At 62.7% G+C, this 17,868-nt stretch carries 14 protein-coding genes; 4 read left to right on the top strand and 10 right to left on the bottom strand.

Annotation, left to right across the window (positions count from 1 at the left end; all coding sequences use genetic code 11):
* A partial coding sequence (locus KBC96_14470) for a ferrous iron transporter B (protein ID MBP6965598.1) occupies nucleotides 1-698 on the top strand: 698 nt, incomplete at its 5' end.
* Nucleotides 699-965: 267 nt separating this feature from the next.
* Here KBC96_14470 and KBC96_14465 read toward each other — a convergent pair.
* Entirely contained in the window at nucleotides 966-1,151 is a 186-nt protein-coding gene (locus KBC96_14465; GenBank protein MBP6965597.1) for a general stress protein, read from the bottom strand.
* 275 nt (nucleotides 1,152-1,426) lie between these two features.
* The gene (locus KBC96_14460; protein MBP6965596.1) at nucleotides 1,427-2,434 is read right to left on the bottom strand and encodes a hypothetical protein; all 1,008 of its coding nucleotides are present in this window, start codon (nucleotides 2,432-2,434) and stop codon (nucleotides 1,427-1,429) included.
* A gap of 131 nt (nucleotides 2,435-2,565) precedes the next feature.
* Between KBC96_14460 and KBC96_14455 the strand changes: the two genes are divergently transcribed.
* Nucleotides 2,566-3,159 (top strand): DUF1559 domain-containing protein, encoded by a 594-nt coding sequence (locus KBC96_14455; GenBank protein ID MBP6965595.1) that lies wholly within the window; start codon nucleotides 2,566-2,568, stop codon nucleotides 3,157-3,159.
* Nucleotides 3,160-3,171: 12 nt separating this feature from the next.
* On the opposite strand, the gene KBC96_14450 is transcribed toward KBC96_14455, so the two are convergent.
* The 6 genes from KBC96_14450 to KBC96_14425 form a co-directional block, all read right to left on the bottom strand.
* Nucleotides 3,172-3,744 carry a nitroreductase family protein gene (locus KBC96_14450; GenBank protein MBP6965594.1) on the bottom strand — a complete coding sequence of 191 codons (573 nt, stop codon included), beginning with the start codon at nucleotides 3,742-3,744 and terminating at the stop codon, nucleotides 3,172-3,174.
* A 13-nt stretch (nucleotides 3,745-3,757) separates the two neighbouring features.
* A complete protein-coding gene (locus KBC96_14445; GenBank protein ID MBP6965593.1) occupies nucleotides 3,758-4,810 on the bottom strand; it encodes a Gfo/Idh/MocA family oxidoreductase in 1,053 nt (350 codons plus the stop codon).
* Nucleotides 4,811-4,890: 80 nt separating this feature from the next.
* Nucleotides 4,891-6,336, bottom strand: coding sequence for a serine hydrolase (locus KBC96_14440; protein MBP6965592.1), 1,446 nt, complete (start codon nucleotides 6,334-6,336; stop codon nucleotides 4,891-4,893).
* A gap of 163 nt (nucleotides 6,337-6,499) precedes the next feature.
* The gene (locus KBC96_14435; protein ID MBP6965591.1) at nucleotides 6,500-7,210 is read right to left on the bottom strand and encodes a hypothetical protein; all 711 of its coding nucleotides are present in this window, start codon (nucleotides 7,208-7,210) and stop codon (nucleotides 6,500-6,502) included.
* 380 nt (nucleotides 7,211-7,590) lie between these two features.
* Nucleotides 7,591-8,301, bottom strand: coding sequence for a PEP-CTERM sorting domain-containing protein (locus KBC96_14430; GenBank protein ID MBP6965590.1), 711 nt, complete (start codon nucleotides 8,299-8,301; stop codon nucleotides 7,591-7,593).
* Between the two features lie 277 nt (nucleotides 8,302-8,578).
* Complete coding sequence (locus tag KBC96_14425; GenBank protein MBP6965589.1) at nucleotides 8,579-11,470, bottom strand: alpha-mannosidase; 2,892 nt, start codon at nucleotides 11,468-11,470, stop codon at nucleotides 8,579-8,581.
* 203 nt (nucleotides 11,471-11,673) lie between these two features.
* On the opposite strand from KBC96_14425, the gene KBC96_14420 reads away from it, so the two are divergent.
* A complete protein-coding gene (locus KBC96_14420) occupies nucleotides 11,674-12,558 on the top strand; it encodes a zf-HC2 domain-containing protein (GenBank protein ID MBP6965588.1) in 885 nt (294 codons plus the stop codon).
* A gap of 70 nt (nucleotides 12,559-12,628) precedes the next feature.
* A complete protein-coding gene (locus tag KBC96_14415; protein MBP6965587.1) occupies nucleotides 12,629-15,850 on the top strand; it encodes a hypothetical protein in 3,222 nt (1,073 codons plus the stop codon).
* Between the two features lie 7 nt (nucleotides 15,851-15,857).
* On the opposite strand, the gene KBC96_14410 is transcribed toward KBC96_14415, so the two are convergent.
* Nucleotides 15,858-16,829, bottom strand: coding sequence for a pyruvate dehydrogenase complex E1 component subunit beta (locus tag KBC96_14410; protein MBP6965586.1), 972 nt, complete (start codon nucleotides 16,827-16,829; stop codon nucleotides 15,858-15,860).
* A gap of 41 nt (nucleotides 16,830-16,870) precedes the next feature.
* On the bottom strand, nucleotides 16,871-17,851 hold the full coding sequence (gene pdhA, locus KBC96_14405) for a pyruvate dehydrogenase (acetyl-transferring) E1 component subunit alpha (protein MBP6965585.1): 981 nt from the start codon (nucleotides 17,849-17,851) through the stop codon (nucleotides 16,871-16,873).
* Nucleotides 17,852-17,868: the final 17 nt, after the last annotated feature.

The raw sequence follows: 17,868 nt of genomic DNA, 5'->3' as shown, positions 1-17,868 counted from the left end.
TCGGCTGCATAACGATGGCGACCATCACGACGCGGATACTCGGCACGCACCGGGAGAAGACGATCGCGGCCTCGATCCTCAACTTCGCCATCCCCTGCTCCGCCCAGCTCGGTGTGATCGTGCTGCTCCTGGGCAGGGTCGGTTTCGGCTACACGGCGGCGTTTGTGTGCGTGATCGGCGCCGCCCTCGTCACGGTGGGGACCGTGCTCCACCGGATGCTTCCGGGGGAGTCCTCCCCGCTCTTGATCGATCTGCCTCCGATGCGGATGCCCGGGCTTGCCAACATCGCGCGTAAGACCGGCAGCCGGACGGTGGCCTTCATGCGCGAGGCGGCGCCCTGGTTTCTCGTCGGCTCGGCCGTGGTGGCGCTGATGCAGGTCACGGGCCTGCTGGGACTATGGGAGAGGGGATTCGCACCGCTGACCACCGGTTGGCTGCTCCTTCCCCGCGAGTCCGCGAGCGCTTTCGTCATGGGTATGATCCGGCGGGACTTCGGTGCCGCCGGGTTCGCCGCGATGTCTCTCACGCCGCCCCAGACGCTGGTGGCGATGGTCACCATGACCCTTTTCGTGCCGTGTGTAGCTTCGATCGCCATGCTCTTCAAGGAACGGGGCGGCCGGCAGGCGCTGGCGATCTGGGTGGGGACCTGGGTGACGGCCTTCCTGGTCGGAGGGCTCGTAGCGCGGGTGGTTCTATGACCGAGCGGGGGAAGAAGTTCTCGCAATCCGCGCCCGAGGCGGCTGCGGCGGTGATCTGTCCCGGTTGCGGGGCCGAGTATGCGAGGCTTCCGGCGTATTCATGCCCGAGGTGCGGCGCGTCCCTGTGTGCGTGCGGGTGCGAACGATGCCGAGCGGCCTGCGGACTCAAGAGGCCCGGCGAGAAGCCACGGCCGGACAAATGAGAAAGCGGCGGGCACCCACGTCATCCCGCCGCTCCTCCTGACTGAAGAAACTCTATCGCGGCCTTCAGCGCGAACTCCGACGTCCGCCGCCGTGGCTCACCTGGCCACCCTTTCGGCCGGCTTCCCTTGCTTCCTCGCTTGTCCACTCATGGGCTGTGCCCTTTGTGTGTGCAGCTCTGCCGCCCTTGCTGGCGATCTCTCTCTGCTTCGACGTGCTCATAGAGGCAAATCCGCGCCTCGTGGTACCCATTGCTTTCACCTCCCCGGGTTGTCGGCCCGCAATGCGTGTAACTCTCTATTACCCCGCATTGCTGAGCTTCAAACCTCGTGAGTGCGGCGAAGCCTGGGGATGAATGAAGGCGGGCGCGCTCGGGCCGCGTGTAACAGCGCTCATCCGGCGCGGAGGAGGATTCACGCCCCGATTGCGCCCGCCGGTCTCCGGGGAGGATCGCAGGCAGATCCCTTCTAAACGAATTGTTCCATCCGCCGGGCCGTTCGCGGACTGAGCGAGATACCTGATTAGCCTCAGTATCCGAACTCCCGCCACGCCTCCAGCATCGTGCGGATGTTCTCGAGCGGAACGTCCGGCGCGATCTCGCCGTGGCCGATCAGCCCACCGCCGCGGCTTCCGAGGGCCTCGGCGACTTGCTTGACGTGCGCCCGAATCTCGTCTCGGGTGCCGTGCGGAAGGATATGCTGCCGATCGAGGTCCGACCTGAACGCGACCTTACCTCCGAACTCCGACGCGATCTCTCGGATGTCCATGATCGTGTGCTGCACGTTCAGCACATTCACGCCGACGTCAACCAGGTCGCGCATGATCTCCCAGGTGACCCCGTCGGAGTGGAAATGGACGTCCTTGCCGGCGGCCCTGCAAGGCTCGAACATTCGGGCGTACGCGGGCTTGAAGAACCTCCTCCAGGTTGAGGGGCTCGTGATCAGGCTGAGCTGCGTCCCCCAGTCGTCGCCGAAGTGGAATCCGTCGGCATCGGTCTTCACGGCCTCGAGGATGTACTCCAGCGTATGGTCCACTATCCGGTCGCGGAGGAGATATGCCTCCTCGGCATCGAGCGCCAGATCGCACATCAGGTTCTCGTAGCCCCTGAGCCACTGCATCCTCTCGAAGAGGTTTGTTCCGCCCAGCATCGCGTAGTGCCCGTGCCCGGACTCCTCCAGGCCTTTCTGGAAGCCGGCCAGCCATTCGCCGTCCGGGTTCGGAGGCGGCGACCACCTGCCGAACGCGCTCCAGTCGGCGAGAGGGTGCCCGACCGGGATGCCGAGCATGCCGTCACGGTCGTTCTCCCACGTGACTCCCCAGCCGTCGGTATTGGTACCAGACCGATACTCGAGGGGGAGGTGCTCGATCTTTGGCATTCCGAACGCCTGGCCGAAGTCGCTCGGGTACTCGCTCAGGAGATCGAGCAGCGGCTGCCCGTGCTCCATGATCGCGGCGGGAAGGACTCCGTGGAACAGGGGGATTCGGTCAGGTCCGTCGAAATGTATCGCTCGTCTAACTCTCTCGCGGCTTGTCATTTTGCTCCTCGCATCGAAATCTGCTATTCTTGAACGGCGGAACACCCTCAGGGCGTATCTTCCTGCCCGGCCGTCACGTCTTACTCCCGAGGGTGAAGCCCCCCGGCTGCATTCAGCGGAAGGGAATCTCTGTGAAGAACCGTCACGGTCTCACGTTCATCGAGATACTGATACTGGTCGCATTTCTAACCGTAATGCTGATGCTGATCTTTCCGGCCGTCGTGAACGTCCGCGCCAAGGGCCGCAAGACCCAGTGCATGTCTAACCTGCGCCAGATGGGCATGGCGATGGAACTCTACTCCCATTCGTACGACGGCAGGTTTCCTCCCTGGCTGAACCGCCGCAAGGACGCCTTCGGGAACACCGGCAAGTGGGACGACCCCGAGAAACTCTACCAGGCGCTCCGCCGGGGCATCTCCGACAGCGGCGTCGCCTATTGCCCGAACGATCCGGTGGCGGCGCGCGACGTAGATCGTTACGGCGTGAACCACCTGCATTTCAGCTACCACTTCGCCACCCGGTCCGAAGAGAAGGGCGGCTCGGTCACGATGGAAGGCCTGGTCGTCAACGGCAGGGTTAAGGTCGGCGCGGCCGAGTACGTCCTCATCCGCGATGCGAACATGGCGTTCGTAAAGAAGATGCCCGGAAAGCCTGCCCGCGGGTGCGAGCACTTCGGCGGCGTCAACGCCGTCTACGCGGACGGCCACGCGAAGTGGATCAGGTGATGCCGGGGCCTCCTATCCGCCCAGGATGACGTCGTCCAGCGCGCGCTTAGGCACATGGTGGACACCCTCAGCGTCCCGATAGTACCTGATGTCGCCATCGGTCCCGATCTCCTCCAGCACGACCGTCTCCCTCGGGTAACCCAGCGCCACTATCAGGAGAATCTCGTATCTCGGAGCTATGTCAAGGATCGCCCGCAGTCTATCGCGGTCAATCGAGCCTATCATGCATCCGCCGATGCCCTTCTCGGCGGCGCCGAGCGTGATGCTCTGGGCCGCGATGCCGTGGTCGCAGCCGAATCCCTTGCTGATCTCCGTATCGCCGAGGATGACTATGTAGGCCGACGGCCGCTCGCCCTCCTCCGGACCCGGCCAGTCCTTGAGGTAGCCCGCCCACATCGTCGTCTGGAACACCCGGTCGTTCACCTCGGGGGTATTGCAGATGACGTACTTCAGCGGCTGAAGGTTCGCGGCCGACGCGGACAGCCTGCCGAGATTCACCAACCCCCTCAGCGCGGCCGTGTCAATCGGCCTCTCCTGATGGAATCGGCGGCAGCTCCGGTTCTTTCTGACGATATCCTCGATCATGCGAATCCTCCCGTCACTTCGGCAGCGGGTTCTGTCGGTGGCATTCCTCGATGACCTCGATCTGCCTGCGGACCTGTTCCGGAGGGACCGCGAGCGGCGCTCCCTCGGTAAGGGCATCGTACAGGTTGCCGTAGAACTGCCTGGCCATGTATCCGAACCAGTTCTTCTGTTCTTCCGGGATGTCCCAGCTCTCCGTGTGCCAGGTGAGGTCCTCGCCGCAGTACTTCCGGCCCTCGAGCGGCTCGCGGATCAGATGCTGCTCGGGGGCTTCCTCGGGCTTGTACCACTTCCACTCGAGGTGGTTGGCCGTGCCGGTCAGACCGCCGTACTGCGCGTAGATCTGGTACATGAAGGTCGAGTAGGGCGCGCAGGATGAGATCTCGAGGTCAATCGTGGGGCGGCCCTTGCCGCTGAGGAGGATCTTCACGTGGTCCTCCGCGTTCCCAAAAGTGTTCACGCGATCCATGACGCACTTGACCTCGGGCATTATGTCGAAGCCGAACAGGCGGAGCGCCTGGTCCATCGGATGCGGGCCGGTATTGAGCAGGCTGCCGGCGCTCATCTCCTGGAGCGTCTGCCAGTCCCATCGGCGGCCGAAGCCGTTGAACGCGATGTTGATCTGCACGACGCGCCCCAGCACGCCTGAATCGAGCACCTTGAGGATCTGCTGGAAGTACGGCGCGAACCGTGACTGCTGGAAGATCGCGAAGAGCTTGCCGGTCTCTCCGGACTTGGCGATCAGCTTGTCCACGTCGGCGGCATACCGGGCTACCGGCTTCTCGCACAGCACATTGTGCCCCGCGTCCATGATCTCGAGCGTCACCGGCACGTGGTCGGGACTCATGGTGGCGTTGACGACGAGGTCGAGGTCGTCGCGCCTGAGCATCTCCTTGTAGTCGGTGTACGCCGCGCACCCTGTTGCGTTGACGGCGTCGTCGCAGCGCCCTTCGAGCGGATCGGCGACGGCGGCGATCTCGTACCGGTCGGGCATCTCCTTGAGGGCCGCGATGTGGATGTTGTGGCCGCTTCTGCCCTGGCCGATAACTGCGGTTCTGATCTTCTTCATGATAGTGTCCTTTCATTCGGTGTCGGGTGTTCGGCGTCAGGAAACCCCGACGCCCAACCACCAACACCCGGCACCAATACCTACTTCTTCCCCTCCGGCTTCACCTTCCTGAACTCGACCGTAAACCCCTCGCCGAAGGTCTTTATCGCCGCCGGCTCGCCGTCGGGTCCGAGTGCGAAGGTCATCTTCAGGTCCTCATGCTGCTCGGGGTGTTCGTGTTTTCCGACAAAGGTGTCGAAGTGGTAGTGCTTCAGCCTGTACTCCGTTCCGTACCTCGCGTAGAGAGCGCCGGACCTCATGGAAACGGCCAGCGTCCCGTAGGCGGCGTCCTCGTAATCGCCGACGTACACCGCCAGCTCGCGCGAAGGCCTGGTCCCCTTGTGGCGCACCTCGACGGACTCTTTCTCCTTCGCCTCCCGCTTCTGCGCGGCGTGCACCTTCTTGATGTCGGCGTTCCAGTTCCGCCTCGGCAGGTCCAGCAGGATGTCCCGGAGCGAGTTCGCCAGGCATCCCGACGGGCCGTCCATCGCGATGTTGGTCAGCACGGTGAAACCGATGTTCAACCTCGGGATCAGCGTCGTGTTGCTCGTGAAGCCCCTGAGCCAGCCGCCGTGGCTCACAATGATCTCGCCACGGTACTCCAGCTTGTTCCATCCCAGGCAGTAGGCCGCCAGGTTCGAGCCGTGGTCAATGCCGTATTTGTCGGGGTTCTCGACCGGAACGACCATGTGCGGCTTCTTCGTTTCATCGAGGTTCTTCTTGGAGACGATCTGCTTGCCGTTGAACCGTCCGTCATTCAGTTGGAGGCGAATCCACCTGCTCATGTCCTCGGCGCAGGCGTTGATCGCGCCGGCCGCGGTCGAGTTGTCGTGCGTCGGCGCGGGCACCATGACGACCTTCCCCTTGTACGGGACGTGCCCGTGTGAGTGATCCGGCACGGCTTCGGTCTGGCTGACCCTGGTGACGGCCTTCATGCCCAGCGGTTTGAAGATCCGTTTCCTGACGAACTCCTGCCAGGTGCTGCCCGCCGCATTTCCGACGCAGAGACCCGCCGCCGAGAACGGCACGTTTGCGTACTCGTAGGTGGAACGGAAGGAGGTGGAGTGGGGGGCAACTCCGTAGCGCCGAACGATCTCCTCCGCGTCTCGGTCCTCTACAGACCAGAGCGCGTCGTGCCGGGGCATTCCGGTCCGATGGCTGACCAGGTCTCGCATGGTCACGAGGGCGTCGGCATGCGCATCGGAGAGCTTGAAGTACGGCAGGTGCTTCCTTGGGTGGTCGTCCCACGACATCCTGCCCTCGTCCACCAGTATCGCCATGGCGCAGGTGGTGAATGCCTTGGTCATCGAGGCGATGGCGAAGAGGGTGTTCGGCGTGATCGGGTCGTCCGTGCCGATCTCCTTGACGCCGCATCCCTGGAGGTAGACCTCGTCCCCCTGCACGACGGCGACCGCGACTCCGGGTATCTTCCAGGCCCTCATCGCCGCCCGGACGGCCCTGTCAATCGAGGATTTGCGGATGCTCATCTATGGTTGGTCTCCCTGAACGACGCTCGGGTTTCGGATCGAGTCGTCCGGGGCCAATTCTACCACGGATGGCGCGCGAAGGAAAACGTCGGCTGGGGGACAGCAGAAATGCCGCTCGGCCCTGCGGCGCGAGCGGCATTTCACGGTTGGAGGTGCGGGTGTCTTACTTCCTTCGGATCAGGCGTCCGCCGAGAGCGATCGGCGCGATCCCGCCGAGCAGAAGCGCGATGCCGGAAGGCTCGGGCACGCACTGGCCGGTCAGGTTCACGTTGTCGAGCCAGACCCCGACTCCGTCCGGCTGAACGTAGACTGCCTCTACCGACACCCAGCGCGGCTGGATCGGAAGCAGGATTCGATCGAAGGGATTCACCGTCTGCCAGTCGAGGGCGGCGTAGTTCGCCAGGCTGATCGTGACCCAGTCGCTCACGAAGTAGCCCAACTGCGGGTCGGCATCGCGGGGTCCGCCGAGGTAGTAGGGCAGAAGCGTCGGATTGGACTCTGCGTTGTACCTCTCGTCCCACCAGTCGAGCCGGAACGAGACCGAGGCGTTCTGGGCGAGCCAGCCGGACCAGGTTACGTCCGCCGTCAAATCCAGGTACTTCGCGGTGCCGTTCGGGAGCCAACCGGGGCTGAGCGAGTCGTCAACTATCTGACGAAGCCACAGATCCCCGCCCGGTCTCTTGCACGTGGCGGCGTATCCGTGTTCCGGGCCGTCCATAGCGACGATGATGTCGGCGCCGGCCTGCCACCCCTGCAGATTGCCCGTGCCAAATCCCGGGTTGACTATCTCGTTGTAGCCGTTGAGTGGGAGAGACCATGCGGCGGAACTCAGGACGAGCGCCAGCGCGAAGACGAGCTTGAAACCTCTTACCATCTTCATCTCCTTTTCCGCGAGGCATACATGTGCCTTGCTGTATGGCCGGTGGTACGGGCCAGGCGGTTAGGGAAATGAAGCCTGGACGCGTCCGGGGGCCTGGGCGACCTCCGTGTCGTCGTGCCTCTGATGGACTTTCAATCCGTAGATTGGGAATATTATTGCACATGTTGAGCGTTCTGTCAATAGCTGAACAGACTAGCAAGCGTAAAACCGGTAATATTGCCGGGATGTGGGCCCGGTCTCAACATCCGCCGGCGGGGACAAAAAGAAATGCCGCTCGACCATCATCGTCGAACGGCACTCCACAAAACTATGGAAACGGTTTCCAATGTTCAGACGGGATTCACAGTCTCCACACCAAGCGTGACTCGAACGAACTACTTCCTGCGAACGAACCTGAACGCGAACGGGGCAACCCCTCCGAGGAGGAGAAGCAGTCCGGATGGCTCGGGCACGCACTTTCCGGTCAGGTTCACGTTGTCCAGCCAGACGGACACGCCGTTCGGCTGCACGAAGGTGACCTCGACCGATACCCACTTGGGCTGGATCGGAAGCAGTATCTGGTTGAACGGGTTGACCGTCTGCCATGCCAGGGCCGGAACGCCCGCGAGCGGCACGGTTACCCAGTCGCTGACGTAGTATCCCAGCGCGGGGTCGCCGGCCGCGGGAGGCGCGCCGAAGTAGTAGGGCAGAAGCGTCGGATTGCACTCACCGTTGTATCTCTCGTCCCACCAGTCCAGTCGGAACGAAACCGACGCGTCCTGGGGAAGCCAGCCGGACCACGCAACCTGGGCCATGAGGTCAATGTACTTTGCGTTGCCGTTCGGCAGCCAGTCGGGACTGAGTGAGTCGTCAACGATCTGACGAAGCCAGAGGTCTCCACCGGGTGTCTTGCAGGTGGCGGCGTAGCCGTTGTCAGGGCCGTCAATGCCCACGACGATATCGCCGCCGGTCTGCCAGCCGTACAGCGTTCCTGTCTCAAAGCCCGGGTTGACTATCTCGTTGTAGCCATTCAGCGGAAGAGACCAGGCTGCCGTAGCCGCAAGCAGTAGTAGAGCTGTGAAGAGGATCGCGAGAGATTTTCCCATCTTTTGCTCCTTTCGCGGGGTATGTACTCACCCGCTTTTGCGCCCGCGATGCAAGCTGAAAATCGCGCTCGCTCTCAGGTCTTGTGTGGAGTCCAGGCGCCTATACGTGGCCTGTCACGGGCATCCTGCCGGGGACTCACGCATCCATTATCACGCCAACTCGGGCAAGTGTCAATACCCAAGTGGCGAAATATCGAAAAACTGGTAATAATACCAGTGGGCAGGATGTCGGGTATGCCCGATCCCGAACATCCTGCCCGTACTTGTCAGCCGATTCTCAGCCGACCATCACGGACGCGATTCCGTACGCCGGGACCTTGACGACGAGGACGTCCCCCTCCATCTTGGCCTTCAGCTTCGGAAGCGGCTGTTCCATCAGGTCAACCTGGCGCGCGGGCGTGCCGGGTTTCACCAGGTCGGTGAGCCTGACGCGGGCCTCGGTGTCCTTGCCCTCGACCTCGTATACGCGGATGATGACGGCATCCGAGTCCTCGGCTTTCTTGATCGAGGCGAGCATCACGTTCGGGGTCAGCACCTCCGCGAAGCCCCTGCTCGGCGGGAGTTTTCCCTTGTGGATGTCCGTGCTCGCCACGTTCATCGGCAGACCGAACGCCGCACCGGCCCTGGTGGCGTCGGAGACGGACACCATGCCGTCGTGCGGGATGATCGCCAGCCGGATCGTGTGGTCGCCGGTCTCGGGGATTGGATCGGGATCGAAGCTCGACCGGAGCAGCGTCAGTCTCAGCGTGTTCCGGTCGGCGTTGTGGCCGTACTTGTCCGCGTTTACCATCGTGATTCCGCACGCGCCCTTCGCACCGACGCGGTCGCCGGAGAGGTCGGCCCACTTCAGCGCCGGAACCTCCTGACCGTTGACCGGCCGCCGGATGCTGCCGAACGGGATCTCGTACGTCGCCTTCGGGTCCGCAACCCTCGTCGGGAAGGCGATCCTGATCTGCGGAATGCCCTTCTCGGGGGTGCCGATCTCGACCCAGTGCGCCTGGACGGTGAAGTCCACCATCGGACTGCCGGAGTTGAGGCCGATCTCGACGCTGACGGTCGAGTCGCCTACCCTGCGCCTGGTGATCACGGTGGCGCGATGAGGTCCCTGCTGGCCGACATTGAAGTCGCCGTCCTGAGACAGCACGTTCACCCGGTCTATCTTGCCGATCACCCATGAAGTCATGCCCTTGGAGATCTCATGTACGTGCTCGAGAACTCCGAGAAGCTGCCCCTCGGGAACGAAGTCGTACCCCGTGGCTTTGTCAATGAGATGCCTGATCGCGCCCGAGGGCGGGTCTATCTCGACGCTCAGGAACTCGTTCTCCATCCTGACCTGCGAGACGGGGTCCCATCCCTGAAGCGTACCCTCGTAGCCGCCTGAACCGGCCCCGGCGCTCTGGATCACCCTGACGCCTTCCGCGGAAACCGGAGTCGCCTCCCGGTCTATCGTGTAGACCTTGTAGCCGGTTGCCGGGACGTCCTTAGCCGGGAACGCGACGGTGATGAAGTTGTGTCCCCAGTATCCGCCCTGACCGACTACCTGGCCTCGGGTGACATTGCCCTTCTCGTCGCGGACCGATATGCGGTCGTGCGGGAAGTCCTTGTTCCAGACCTTAGTGTACACGACGTCCGATCTCGGGAAGCCGAGCTGGTTGAATATCACCACCGGCTCCGCGTTGACCGCCCCGACCGCGTATGCGGAGACCCCGCCTGCGATGCCGGGATCACCCGCTCCGGCGCCTGTGCAGTCGCCTATGCAGGCGCCGCAGATACCGGTCGGCGGCTGCAGCCCGGTGGCCTTGCATGTGTCAATCTGCGCGGCGATCTTCCGGAGTGCGTTCGTGCGAACAGCGCCCGCAATCGCCTGAGTCTCCTGGAAGAGCCCCTGGGCGTACTCGTACGTCGCGTGGACGCCCGAGCCGGGCAGGATGTCGTGGAACTGGTTGAACATCGCCATCCGCCAGGCCTTGAGCAGCTGCTCCGACGGATAGGGCGTGCCCGCCGCCGCGTTAGCCACGAGCGATAGGGCTTCTACTTCCGGGAGGATGTTCTCGCTAACCCGGTTCGCGCGTTTGATGTTGCTCTGCGATGTGTAGCAGCCCTCGAAGACGAAGTTCAGCTCGCCGTCAACCACGGGCAGGTGGCCCGCCTGCTTCTCGACGATCGAGAAAAACGCGTCGGTCGTCGAGAGCTTGATCGTCGGGAAGATCGGCCACGAGTCGAGCTGCGCCGCCCGCATCAGGTCGCCGCGAGTCGGTCCGCCGCCGTGATCGCCGACGCCGTACATGAACATCCAGTCCTTGAGCCCGGTCTCCTTCGCGTAGTCCACGATCCAGGGTATGACCTCAGGGACGATCGCGCCGTTGTAGCCGAGCTTGTCGCGGTAGCCCAGCACCTTCGATCCGTCGGGCGCCTTCCACCAGTAGAGCCACTGCTGAGGGCCGGTGCGGTGGAAGTAGTACCGAGTGACTCCGCCCCGGTTCAGGATGCCCGGGAGCGTGTGCGCGTGTCCGAAGGTGTCGCACTCCCAGTCGATCTTGATCGCGTCGTACGGCAGGCCGAATCGCTGCTTGAAGTAGCGTCGGGTGTAGAGCATGTGCCGGCAGAGAATCTCGCCGGACGCCATGTTCTTGTCGCCCTCGACCCACATGCTGGCGGTCGGCTCCCAGCGCCCCTCGGCGATGCGTTTTTTGATCGCCTCGAACACCTCCGGGCAGAACTCCTCCATCGCAATATATGTCGAGGCCTGGCTCTGCGAGAACTTGAAGTCGGGGAACTCATCCATCAGACGATCTACGGTGCTGAAGGTATCGTGGCTGACGCTGACAGTCTCCTGCCACGGCCACATCCAGTTCATGTCAATGTGGGCGTGCCCGCAGCAGTGGGCGGTGTAGGTCTTGGCCTCTTTGCCGATCGGTTCCATTATCTTCTCGGCCTCGCAGACCAGGTTCTCGAAGTCAACCGCTCCGGCCCGATCGAGCACGTCCTTGACGTACTCGCCTGCCTTGATGATCAACTTCCGCCATTTGTCCTTCTTGTCCGGGAAGAGGTCGGCGAACTTCGCGGCGAAGTCCATCTCCGCGCGGAGGCGATTCATTAAGTGCGGCACTCCGCGTTCGAGTTGGCTGAAGTCGGAGTACAGATTGTCCAGACGTTTCGCAAAATCCATAGCTGGTCCTCTCGAAATCGAATTGGTGATTACCGGGATAAGTGTTTGTGACCGGGAAGCGTTATTCCTTCGCGCTTGCGATCGGTTTCGCCGCGAAGCTCGGTTTCTATCGAATTCCTCTCCCGAAAAGAAATAGGTGTAACATCCGCGCCTCCCGGTTGTTTGAAGTAGTGTAAGTCCAATTCCAACAGGAGGTTACGGAAATGAGCTGTCAGAAAGTGTTGTCGCTGTTGTCCGCATACGGCGACGGAGAAGCGCAGGCCTCGGATGCAGAGATGATCGAACGGCATCTGAGCGAGTGCGACTCCTGCGCCTCGGAGTGGAAAGCGCTCCAGGCCATGACCGGAATGCTTCGGACCACCCCCGAAGTCGAGCCGCCCGCGTTCCTGCTGGCGCAGATCGAGGCTGCCACGGTGAACCGGACCGGCTTCCTCGCCAGGATCCAGAGAGCCTTCGACCAGATCCCCACGTCGGCAAGGTGGGCGACCGCACCGGTTGCCGCCGCCATCGTGCTGATGGGCGTCCTGCTCTCGAACAACGTCCAAGTGCAGACCCCGGTCGCCGTCAAGAGCCCGACGGGACATGTCGAGAAGGCGATTCCGGCGGCGCCGGAAGTCACCGTCGAAGAGCGCTCATCCTCGTCCGCCCCGGTTGTCGCCAGGAGGTTCGCCGGGTCCGATAGGACGCTGGCCAGATCTGCCGGACGGCCGTCCGACGCGGCACGAACCTCGACCGGCCGGACTGCCGATCGGAGCGCAGTGGTGAACTCCGATGCCGGCGGCATTCCGGTAGTTGAAGAGCCGAAGCTCGAAACCCCGGATGAAGACGAGCCGGCGGCGCCGTCCGAGACGACGGACGAACCTAAGACCGTCACCGTCGCCCGCGCGGAATCAGGGGCCGAGGCCTCGCTGTCCGCGAAGCCTTCGGATGAGAAGGCGGCGGAGTCGGCAGTCGTTCTCGATGACTCGGGGGCGATCGACCAGCTACGGTCAAGGCTAGCGTCGAAGCGCTCCGGCAGAGTCAATGTAGGTGAAGATCGCATAGAGGGCAGGAAACACTCGGTCGGACTGGTAAGTCTGCGGTTCTAGACTGAGCTTTCGCTGAGACCCATCGCGACCATGCCCCGGTTCCGGGGTTGCGGGAGCGAGGTGATATCTCTTGAAGGCAAGCAAGTCAATATGGACCGTCGGCTTATCGGCGTTTCTGACGATCTGCTCGGCGGGATACGGATGGACTCAACTCAGCAGTGCTGACGCGCTGGTGAGTTTTCGGCCGTCTTACACCGAGGCCATGAACGCCGACCAGAAGGCGGCGGTAGAGGCCCTCTCCAAGGAGCGCGGAGTCAACGCAAACGACGCCATAGTCGGCAACGGCACGCGCGCCGGTTACGTGCTCAGCTACCCGAACGTCGTCCCGAACAGCGAGACAGTAACCGTGGACGGCAGTTCCAAACTGCGCAACCGCGACTACTACCTGGACAACGTCAACGGCACGCTGATGTTCCTCGATCCGGTGAAGCCGAGCCAGATGGTGCGGGTCGTATATCGCTACGTACCGGGCAAGGCAGGCGAGCGCAAGATCCTTGGCGGTCCGATGATCGCCCTGAATCTCGGCCAGAACACCTCTCTCGGCGTCACCTACGCCTACCGAAGCGGGCAGGCGGCAGGGCAGGACTCCCGTTGGGACATGCTCACGTTCGGCGCGAACCTGACCACAACGCTCGGCGCGAAGTCGAGCATGACGAACATGTACTACACTTCCTCGGCGAAAGACTCGGGCCGCGTATCGCTTCAGGCGCTTCAGAACCGCCAGGCATCCCCGGCCCAGAAACCGAAATCCGGCGACATGCTCCTGCACAGCTCCAACCTCTCTTTCGGCAAGCTGTCGGTCACGACGGAATACCAGGATGTCGGCGAGCATTTCTCGGGATTCGCTTCCCTTCGCGAACAGGGCGCCGCGGCGGCCGACGTGCTCAACAGGCTCGAGAAGGAGAAGGGGATCACGCGCCTCGGCATCAACGCGAGCCTGGATCTCGGCGGCGGCGCGACAACCGGCCTCGGATTCAGCACCATCGAGGACAAGGGCGGCAACATCACAAGGCAGTCGCTGAACATCGGCAACGACCACATCAGGCTGAGCGCGAAACTCCAGGAGATTGACGCGGGATTCGCCCGGTTCGGCGGCCTTGCCGAACCGGAGCGCGACCAGTGGGCGAAGGAGAAGGGCATGAAGCGGTCGAGCTACCAGCTCAGCCTCGCTCCGGGCGCCGGGATGGGCAAGGACGCTTCGTGGAACGGCCTCGCATGGAGCGAGGTCTCGGATCGGAGCGGGAAGCTCTCCATGCAGTCGCTCTCCTTCGCGGGCAAGGGGTTCTCGCTTGCGGCGTCGCAGACCTCGGTGGACGAGGGTTTCAAGCGGCTCGGCAGCCTGAGCGCGGATGACCTGAGAGGTATCGCCCTGCGCATCCGGCGCGAGTTCGACCCGAGTGCGACCGAGAAGAACCTGACCAAGGAGGACATGGAGCACGCGGCTCGCGAGACAGGCATCGAGCGAAGGAACATCGCGGGCAATCTCGATCTGAGTTCGGGCAAGGTTTCCCTCCAGATGCTCGACGTTGGAGACGGCTCATCGGGCCTGAGCAGGCAGTCATTCGGCTTCCAGGGGAAGGACTTCAGTTTCTCCGGATTCATGCAGCAGGTTGACGAAGGCTTCAAGAAACTCGGCATGCTCTCGCCGACCGAGAAGGCGAACTTCGGCAATGAGTACGGGATGGACCGGATGAACTTCTCCGGCTCCCTGAATCTCAAGTCGGGTCTCAGCATCGCAAGCTCGTTCGCCAGGGTGGGCGACGACAGCGGCGACGTCATGAAGTACGGCATCTCGGTCAAAGGCTCGAACTTCGATCTTCGGGCCAACTACCAGAACATTGATCCTGAGTTCACGCGGGTCATGGACCTCGCCGATGCGGACCGGCAGTCCATGGCGGCTGAGCAGGGGATGAAGCGCTACGACTTGGCGCTCAACTACCGGTTCAGCAAGGCGCTCTCATTCCAGAGCTTCTGGTACGACGCTCAGCACTCCACGCAGGATAAGTTCAGACGACAGCTCAGAAACCAGATAGACTTCAACCCTTCGAACGGCCCGAAGATAATGCTGTTCAGGTACGAGGACCAGGCAGGAGCGTCGGAAGCCAACCGCACGTTCGTCCATGAAACCTACAAGCTCGATCACGATATGAAGCTCTCCGCCGTCGGCCCGATAGAGTTCCGGTCCCTGATGGACATCAAGACGACTACCGAGGCCGACGGCTCCGACAAGCAGATCAAGGTCAGCAAGTACCACCTGAACAATGATCCGAAACAGAGGATCAGGTTCACCGGCGACGTGGACAGCATCGAAGACAGCGACGGCACGTATGAGAAGGTTCAGCACTACACGTTGGGCGCGAACCTGACGTCTTCCCTGGCGTTCAGTTCGATGAGGAAGATCATTGACACCCACAGCGACAGTACGGTCATTCAGGACTATGCGCTGACCGGCAAGGTCTTCGGCGGATACGCTCTTGCCGCGCGTTTCGGCGACACCATCCACAACGGCTCAACGGTCGGCCGGCTCCGCGAACTGAGCATCGCCCCTCCGTCGGCGAGAGACTGGGGTATCTTCAAGGGAGTGAACTGGAGCTTCAGATTCGCTGAGTTGAGCAATCGCGAGAAGGTCGTGACGCGAAACGAGCAGGCCTCGGTCGAGAGCACGGTCCTGAAGCACAAGGTCGCGCTGGGGTATTCCAACATCATCACCAAGGAAGGCCAGACACCGACCGTCAGGACGGTCAACATCACCGGCGACCCGGACCCGAAGAGGAGACTGCACTACAGCTTTGCTTACAAGGCGCTGGGGTCGGGCGCGGGATCGTCAAGGCTGGTTCGGAACTACGATGTGCGTTACACGTTCAACTCGAGCACATGCCTCAGCTACCTGCTCTCCAGCAACGCCGAGAAGGAGGGCGGCAAGTTCGAGCCGGTCAGCGTCGAGCGTCTCAAGCTGACGACGGGCGTGGCCAGGACGCTTGCGTTGAATGTCCAGTGGGAGAATCTGGAGAACGTGCAGAACCGCACGGACCGCGACCAGTACAGCCTCGGCCTTGCGGGCAAGTTGAGCTCGCTGTCGGCGGTCGAGGTCTCCTACGGCTACGACAGGTTGATCACCCCGAGCGGCAAGAGCACCGCCAACACCTACAAGGTCAAGTACGACCACAACGTCAGCGCGGACAAGTACCTCACGCTGAGCGGAACGTACACCGATTGGGACGGTCCGAAGCCGACCGATGCGGACGCGGACGACCTGAAGTTCCAAGTGGACATGAACCTCGTGTTCAACTGATCCGCAGTCACATGACCTGCTTGACGACCCTCACGATGTCTTCCACCTGCGGCAGCGCCAACTGCTCGAGCGGTCTCGAGAACGGCATCGGGACTTCGGCCGTCGCCACGCGCATTATCGGCGCGTCGAGGTAGTCGAAAGCCGACTCCTGAAGGCGCGCGGCCACCTCGGCCCCCACGCCGAACGACCGCCAGTCTTCCTCGACCACGACCGCCCTGTGCGTCTTCTCCAGCGAGTTCACGATCGCGTCCGTGTCCATCGGGCTGATCGTCATCAGGTCCAGGACCTCGGCGTCAATGCCCCCCTCCGCCAGTTCGTCGGCGGCTTTGAGCGACAGTCCGAGCATCCGCGAGTAGGTGATGATCGTGACATGTTCGCCCGGGCGTTTGATATCCGCTCTACCCAGGGGGATGAGGTACTCCCCGTCAGGAACCTCGCCTTTGCTGCCGTAGAGGGCCTCGCTCTCGAGGAACATCACCAGGTTGCCGTCGCGGATCGCGCTCTTCAGCAGGCCCTTGGCATCGGCCGGCGTACCGGGGCAGACGACCTTGAGGCCGGGGACGTGCGCGTACCACGATTCGAGGGACTGGGAGTGCTGCGCGCCGAGTTGCAGTCCGCCGCCCTGGGGGCCCCGAACTACCGCCCCGACCTGGACCTGCCCGCCGGACATATACCGCAGTTTGGCGCCGTGGTTCACGATCTGGTCAATGGCGAGCATCGAGAAGTTGATGGTCATCATCTCGATTACCGGCCTCAGACCGACCATCGCCGCCCCGATCCCGGTTCCTGCGATCGCTTCCTCGGAGATCGGCGTGTCCACGACACGCCTTCCTCCGAACTCCTCGAACAGCCCCTGCGTGACTTTGTACGCGCCGCCGTACTCCGCGACTTCCTCGCCGATGACGAACACGTTCTCGTCGCGGAGCATTTCCTCGCGCAGGGCCTGGTTCAATGCTTCTCTGTATGTGATCTGAGGCATGGGGTCGGTTCTCTCTTTCGCGCTCTGTATCGTGTCAGGGGTCACACGTATATGTCCGTATAGAGTTCCTCGTCGGCCGGGTAGGGGCTCTGCTCCGAGAAGGCGATCGCCTCTTCGATCTCCGCCGCGACTTCATCGTGGATTCGAGCGATCTCCTCGTCCGTCGCCAGGTTCTCGCTTCTGAGATGCTCCTCGAAACGGACGATGGGGTCCCGCTTTCGCCATTCCTCGATCTCGTCTTTCGTGCGATACTTGCCCGGGTCGGATATCGAGTGCCCGCGATAGCGGTACGTGACCGCCTCGATGAAGCGGGGCTCCTTGTCCTCTCTCACGGCGCTGATGGTCCTGTCCGCAAGGTCGCGCACGGCGATCAGGTCCATGCCGTCCACCTGCTCGCGCTTGATGTCGTAACAGCAGACCCGCCGGATCAGGTCGGGGATCGAGGAGGCGCGGTGGACCGCCGTGCCCATCGCGTAGAGGTTGTTCTCGAGCACGAAGATCACCGGCAGTTTCCAGAGCGAGGCCATGTTCAGCGACTCGTGAAACGCGCCCTCGTTCATCGCCCCGTCGCCAAAGAAGCAGAGGCAGACCTGGTCGGCCTCACGGTACTTGACGGCGAAACCGATACCCGTCGCGAGCGGTATCCCACCGCCGACTATCCCGTGCCCGCCCATGAACCCGCGCGGGACGTCGAACATGTGCATCGAACCGCCCTTACCCTTCGAAACGCCGGTGGCCTTGCCGTAGAGCTCGGCCATCACGTGCTTCGGATCGCTTCCCCGGGCGAGACACTGGCCGTGCTCTCTGTACGCGCCTATGACATAGTCGTCCTCCCGGAGCGCCGATATGAACCCGACGCCTACGGCTTCCTGCCCGATGTAGAGGTGCAGGAAGCCGCCGATCTTTCCCTTCGTGTACATCTCGTTCGCGCGCTCTTCGAAAACGCGGATCAGCGCCATCTTGCGGTGCATCTCCAGGAGTTCGCTCTTATCCCAGACGGTCTCTTGCTGTTCGGGTGTCATCGGGTGCTCCTGTGGGT

It is taken from the genome of Armatimonadota bacterium, assembly GCA_017993055.1.
Classification (GTDB): domain Bacteria; phylum Armatimonadota; class UBA5829; order DTJY01; family DTJY01; genus JAGONM01.
Note: the sequence above shows the minus strand (reverse complement) of the source record. Positions and strands in the feature narration are given on the sequence as shown.

Coding starts and splice junctions, on each gene's coding strand:
- KBC96_14465 (MBP6965597.1), bottom strand. CDS start 1,151: ATGGGTACCACGAGGCGCGGATTTGCCTCTATGAGCACGTCGAAGCAG.
- KBC96_14460 (MBP6965596.1), bottom strand. CDS start 2,434: ATGACAAGCCGCGAGAGAGTTAGACGAGCGATACATTTCGACGGACCT.
- KBC96_14450 (MBP6965594.1), bottom strand. CDS start 3,744: ATGATCGAGGATATCGTCAGAAAGAACCGGAGCTGCCGCCGATTCCAT.
- KBC96_14445 (MBP6965593.1), bottom strand. CDS start 4,810: ATGAAGAAGATCAGAACCGCAGTTATCGGCCAGGGCAGAAGCGGCCAC.
- KBC96_14440 (MBP6965592.1), bottom strand. CDS start 6,336: ATGAGCATCCGCAAATCCTCGATTGACAGGGCCGTCCGGGCGGCGATG.
- KBC96_14435 (MBP6965591.1), bottom strand. CDS start 7,210: ATGGTAAGAGGTTTCAAGCTCGTCTTCGCGCTGGCGCTCGTCCTGAGT.
- KBC96_14430 (MBP6965590.1), bottom strand. CDS start 8,301: ATGGGAAAATCTCTCGCGATCCTCTTCACAGCTCTACTACTGCTTGCG.
- KBC96_14425 (MBP6965589.1), bottom strand. CDS start 11,470: ATGGATTTTGCGAAACGTCTGGACAATCTGTACTCCGACTTCAGCCAA.
- KBC96_14420 (MBP6965588.1), top strand. CDS start 11,674: ATGAGCTGTCAGAAAGTGTTGTCGCTGTTGTCCGCATACGGCGACGGA.
- KBC96_14410 (MBP6965586.1), bottom strand. CDS start 16,829: ATGCCTCAGATCACATACAGAGAAGCATTGAACCAGGCCCTGCGCGAG.
- pdhA (MBP6965585.1), bottom strand. CDS start 17,851: ATGACACCCGAACAGCAAGAGACCGTCTGGGATAAGAGCGAACTCCTG.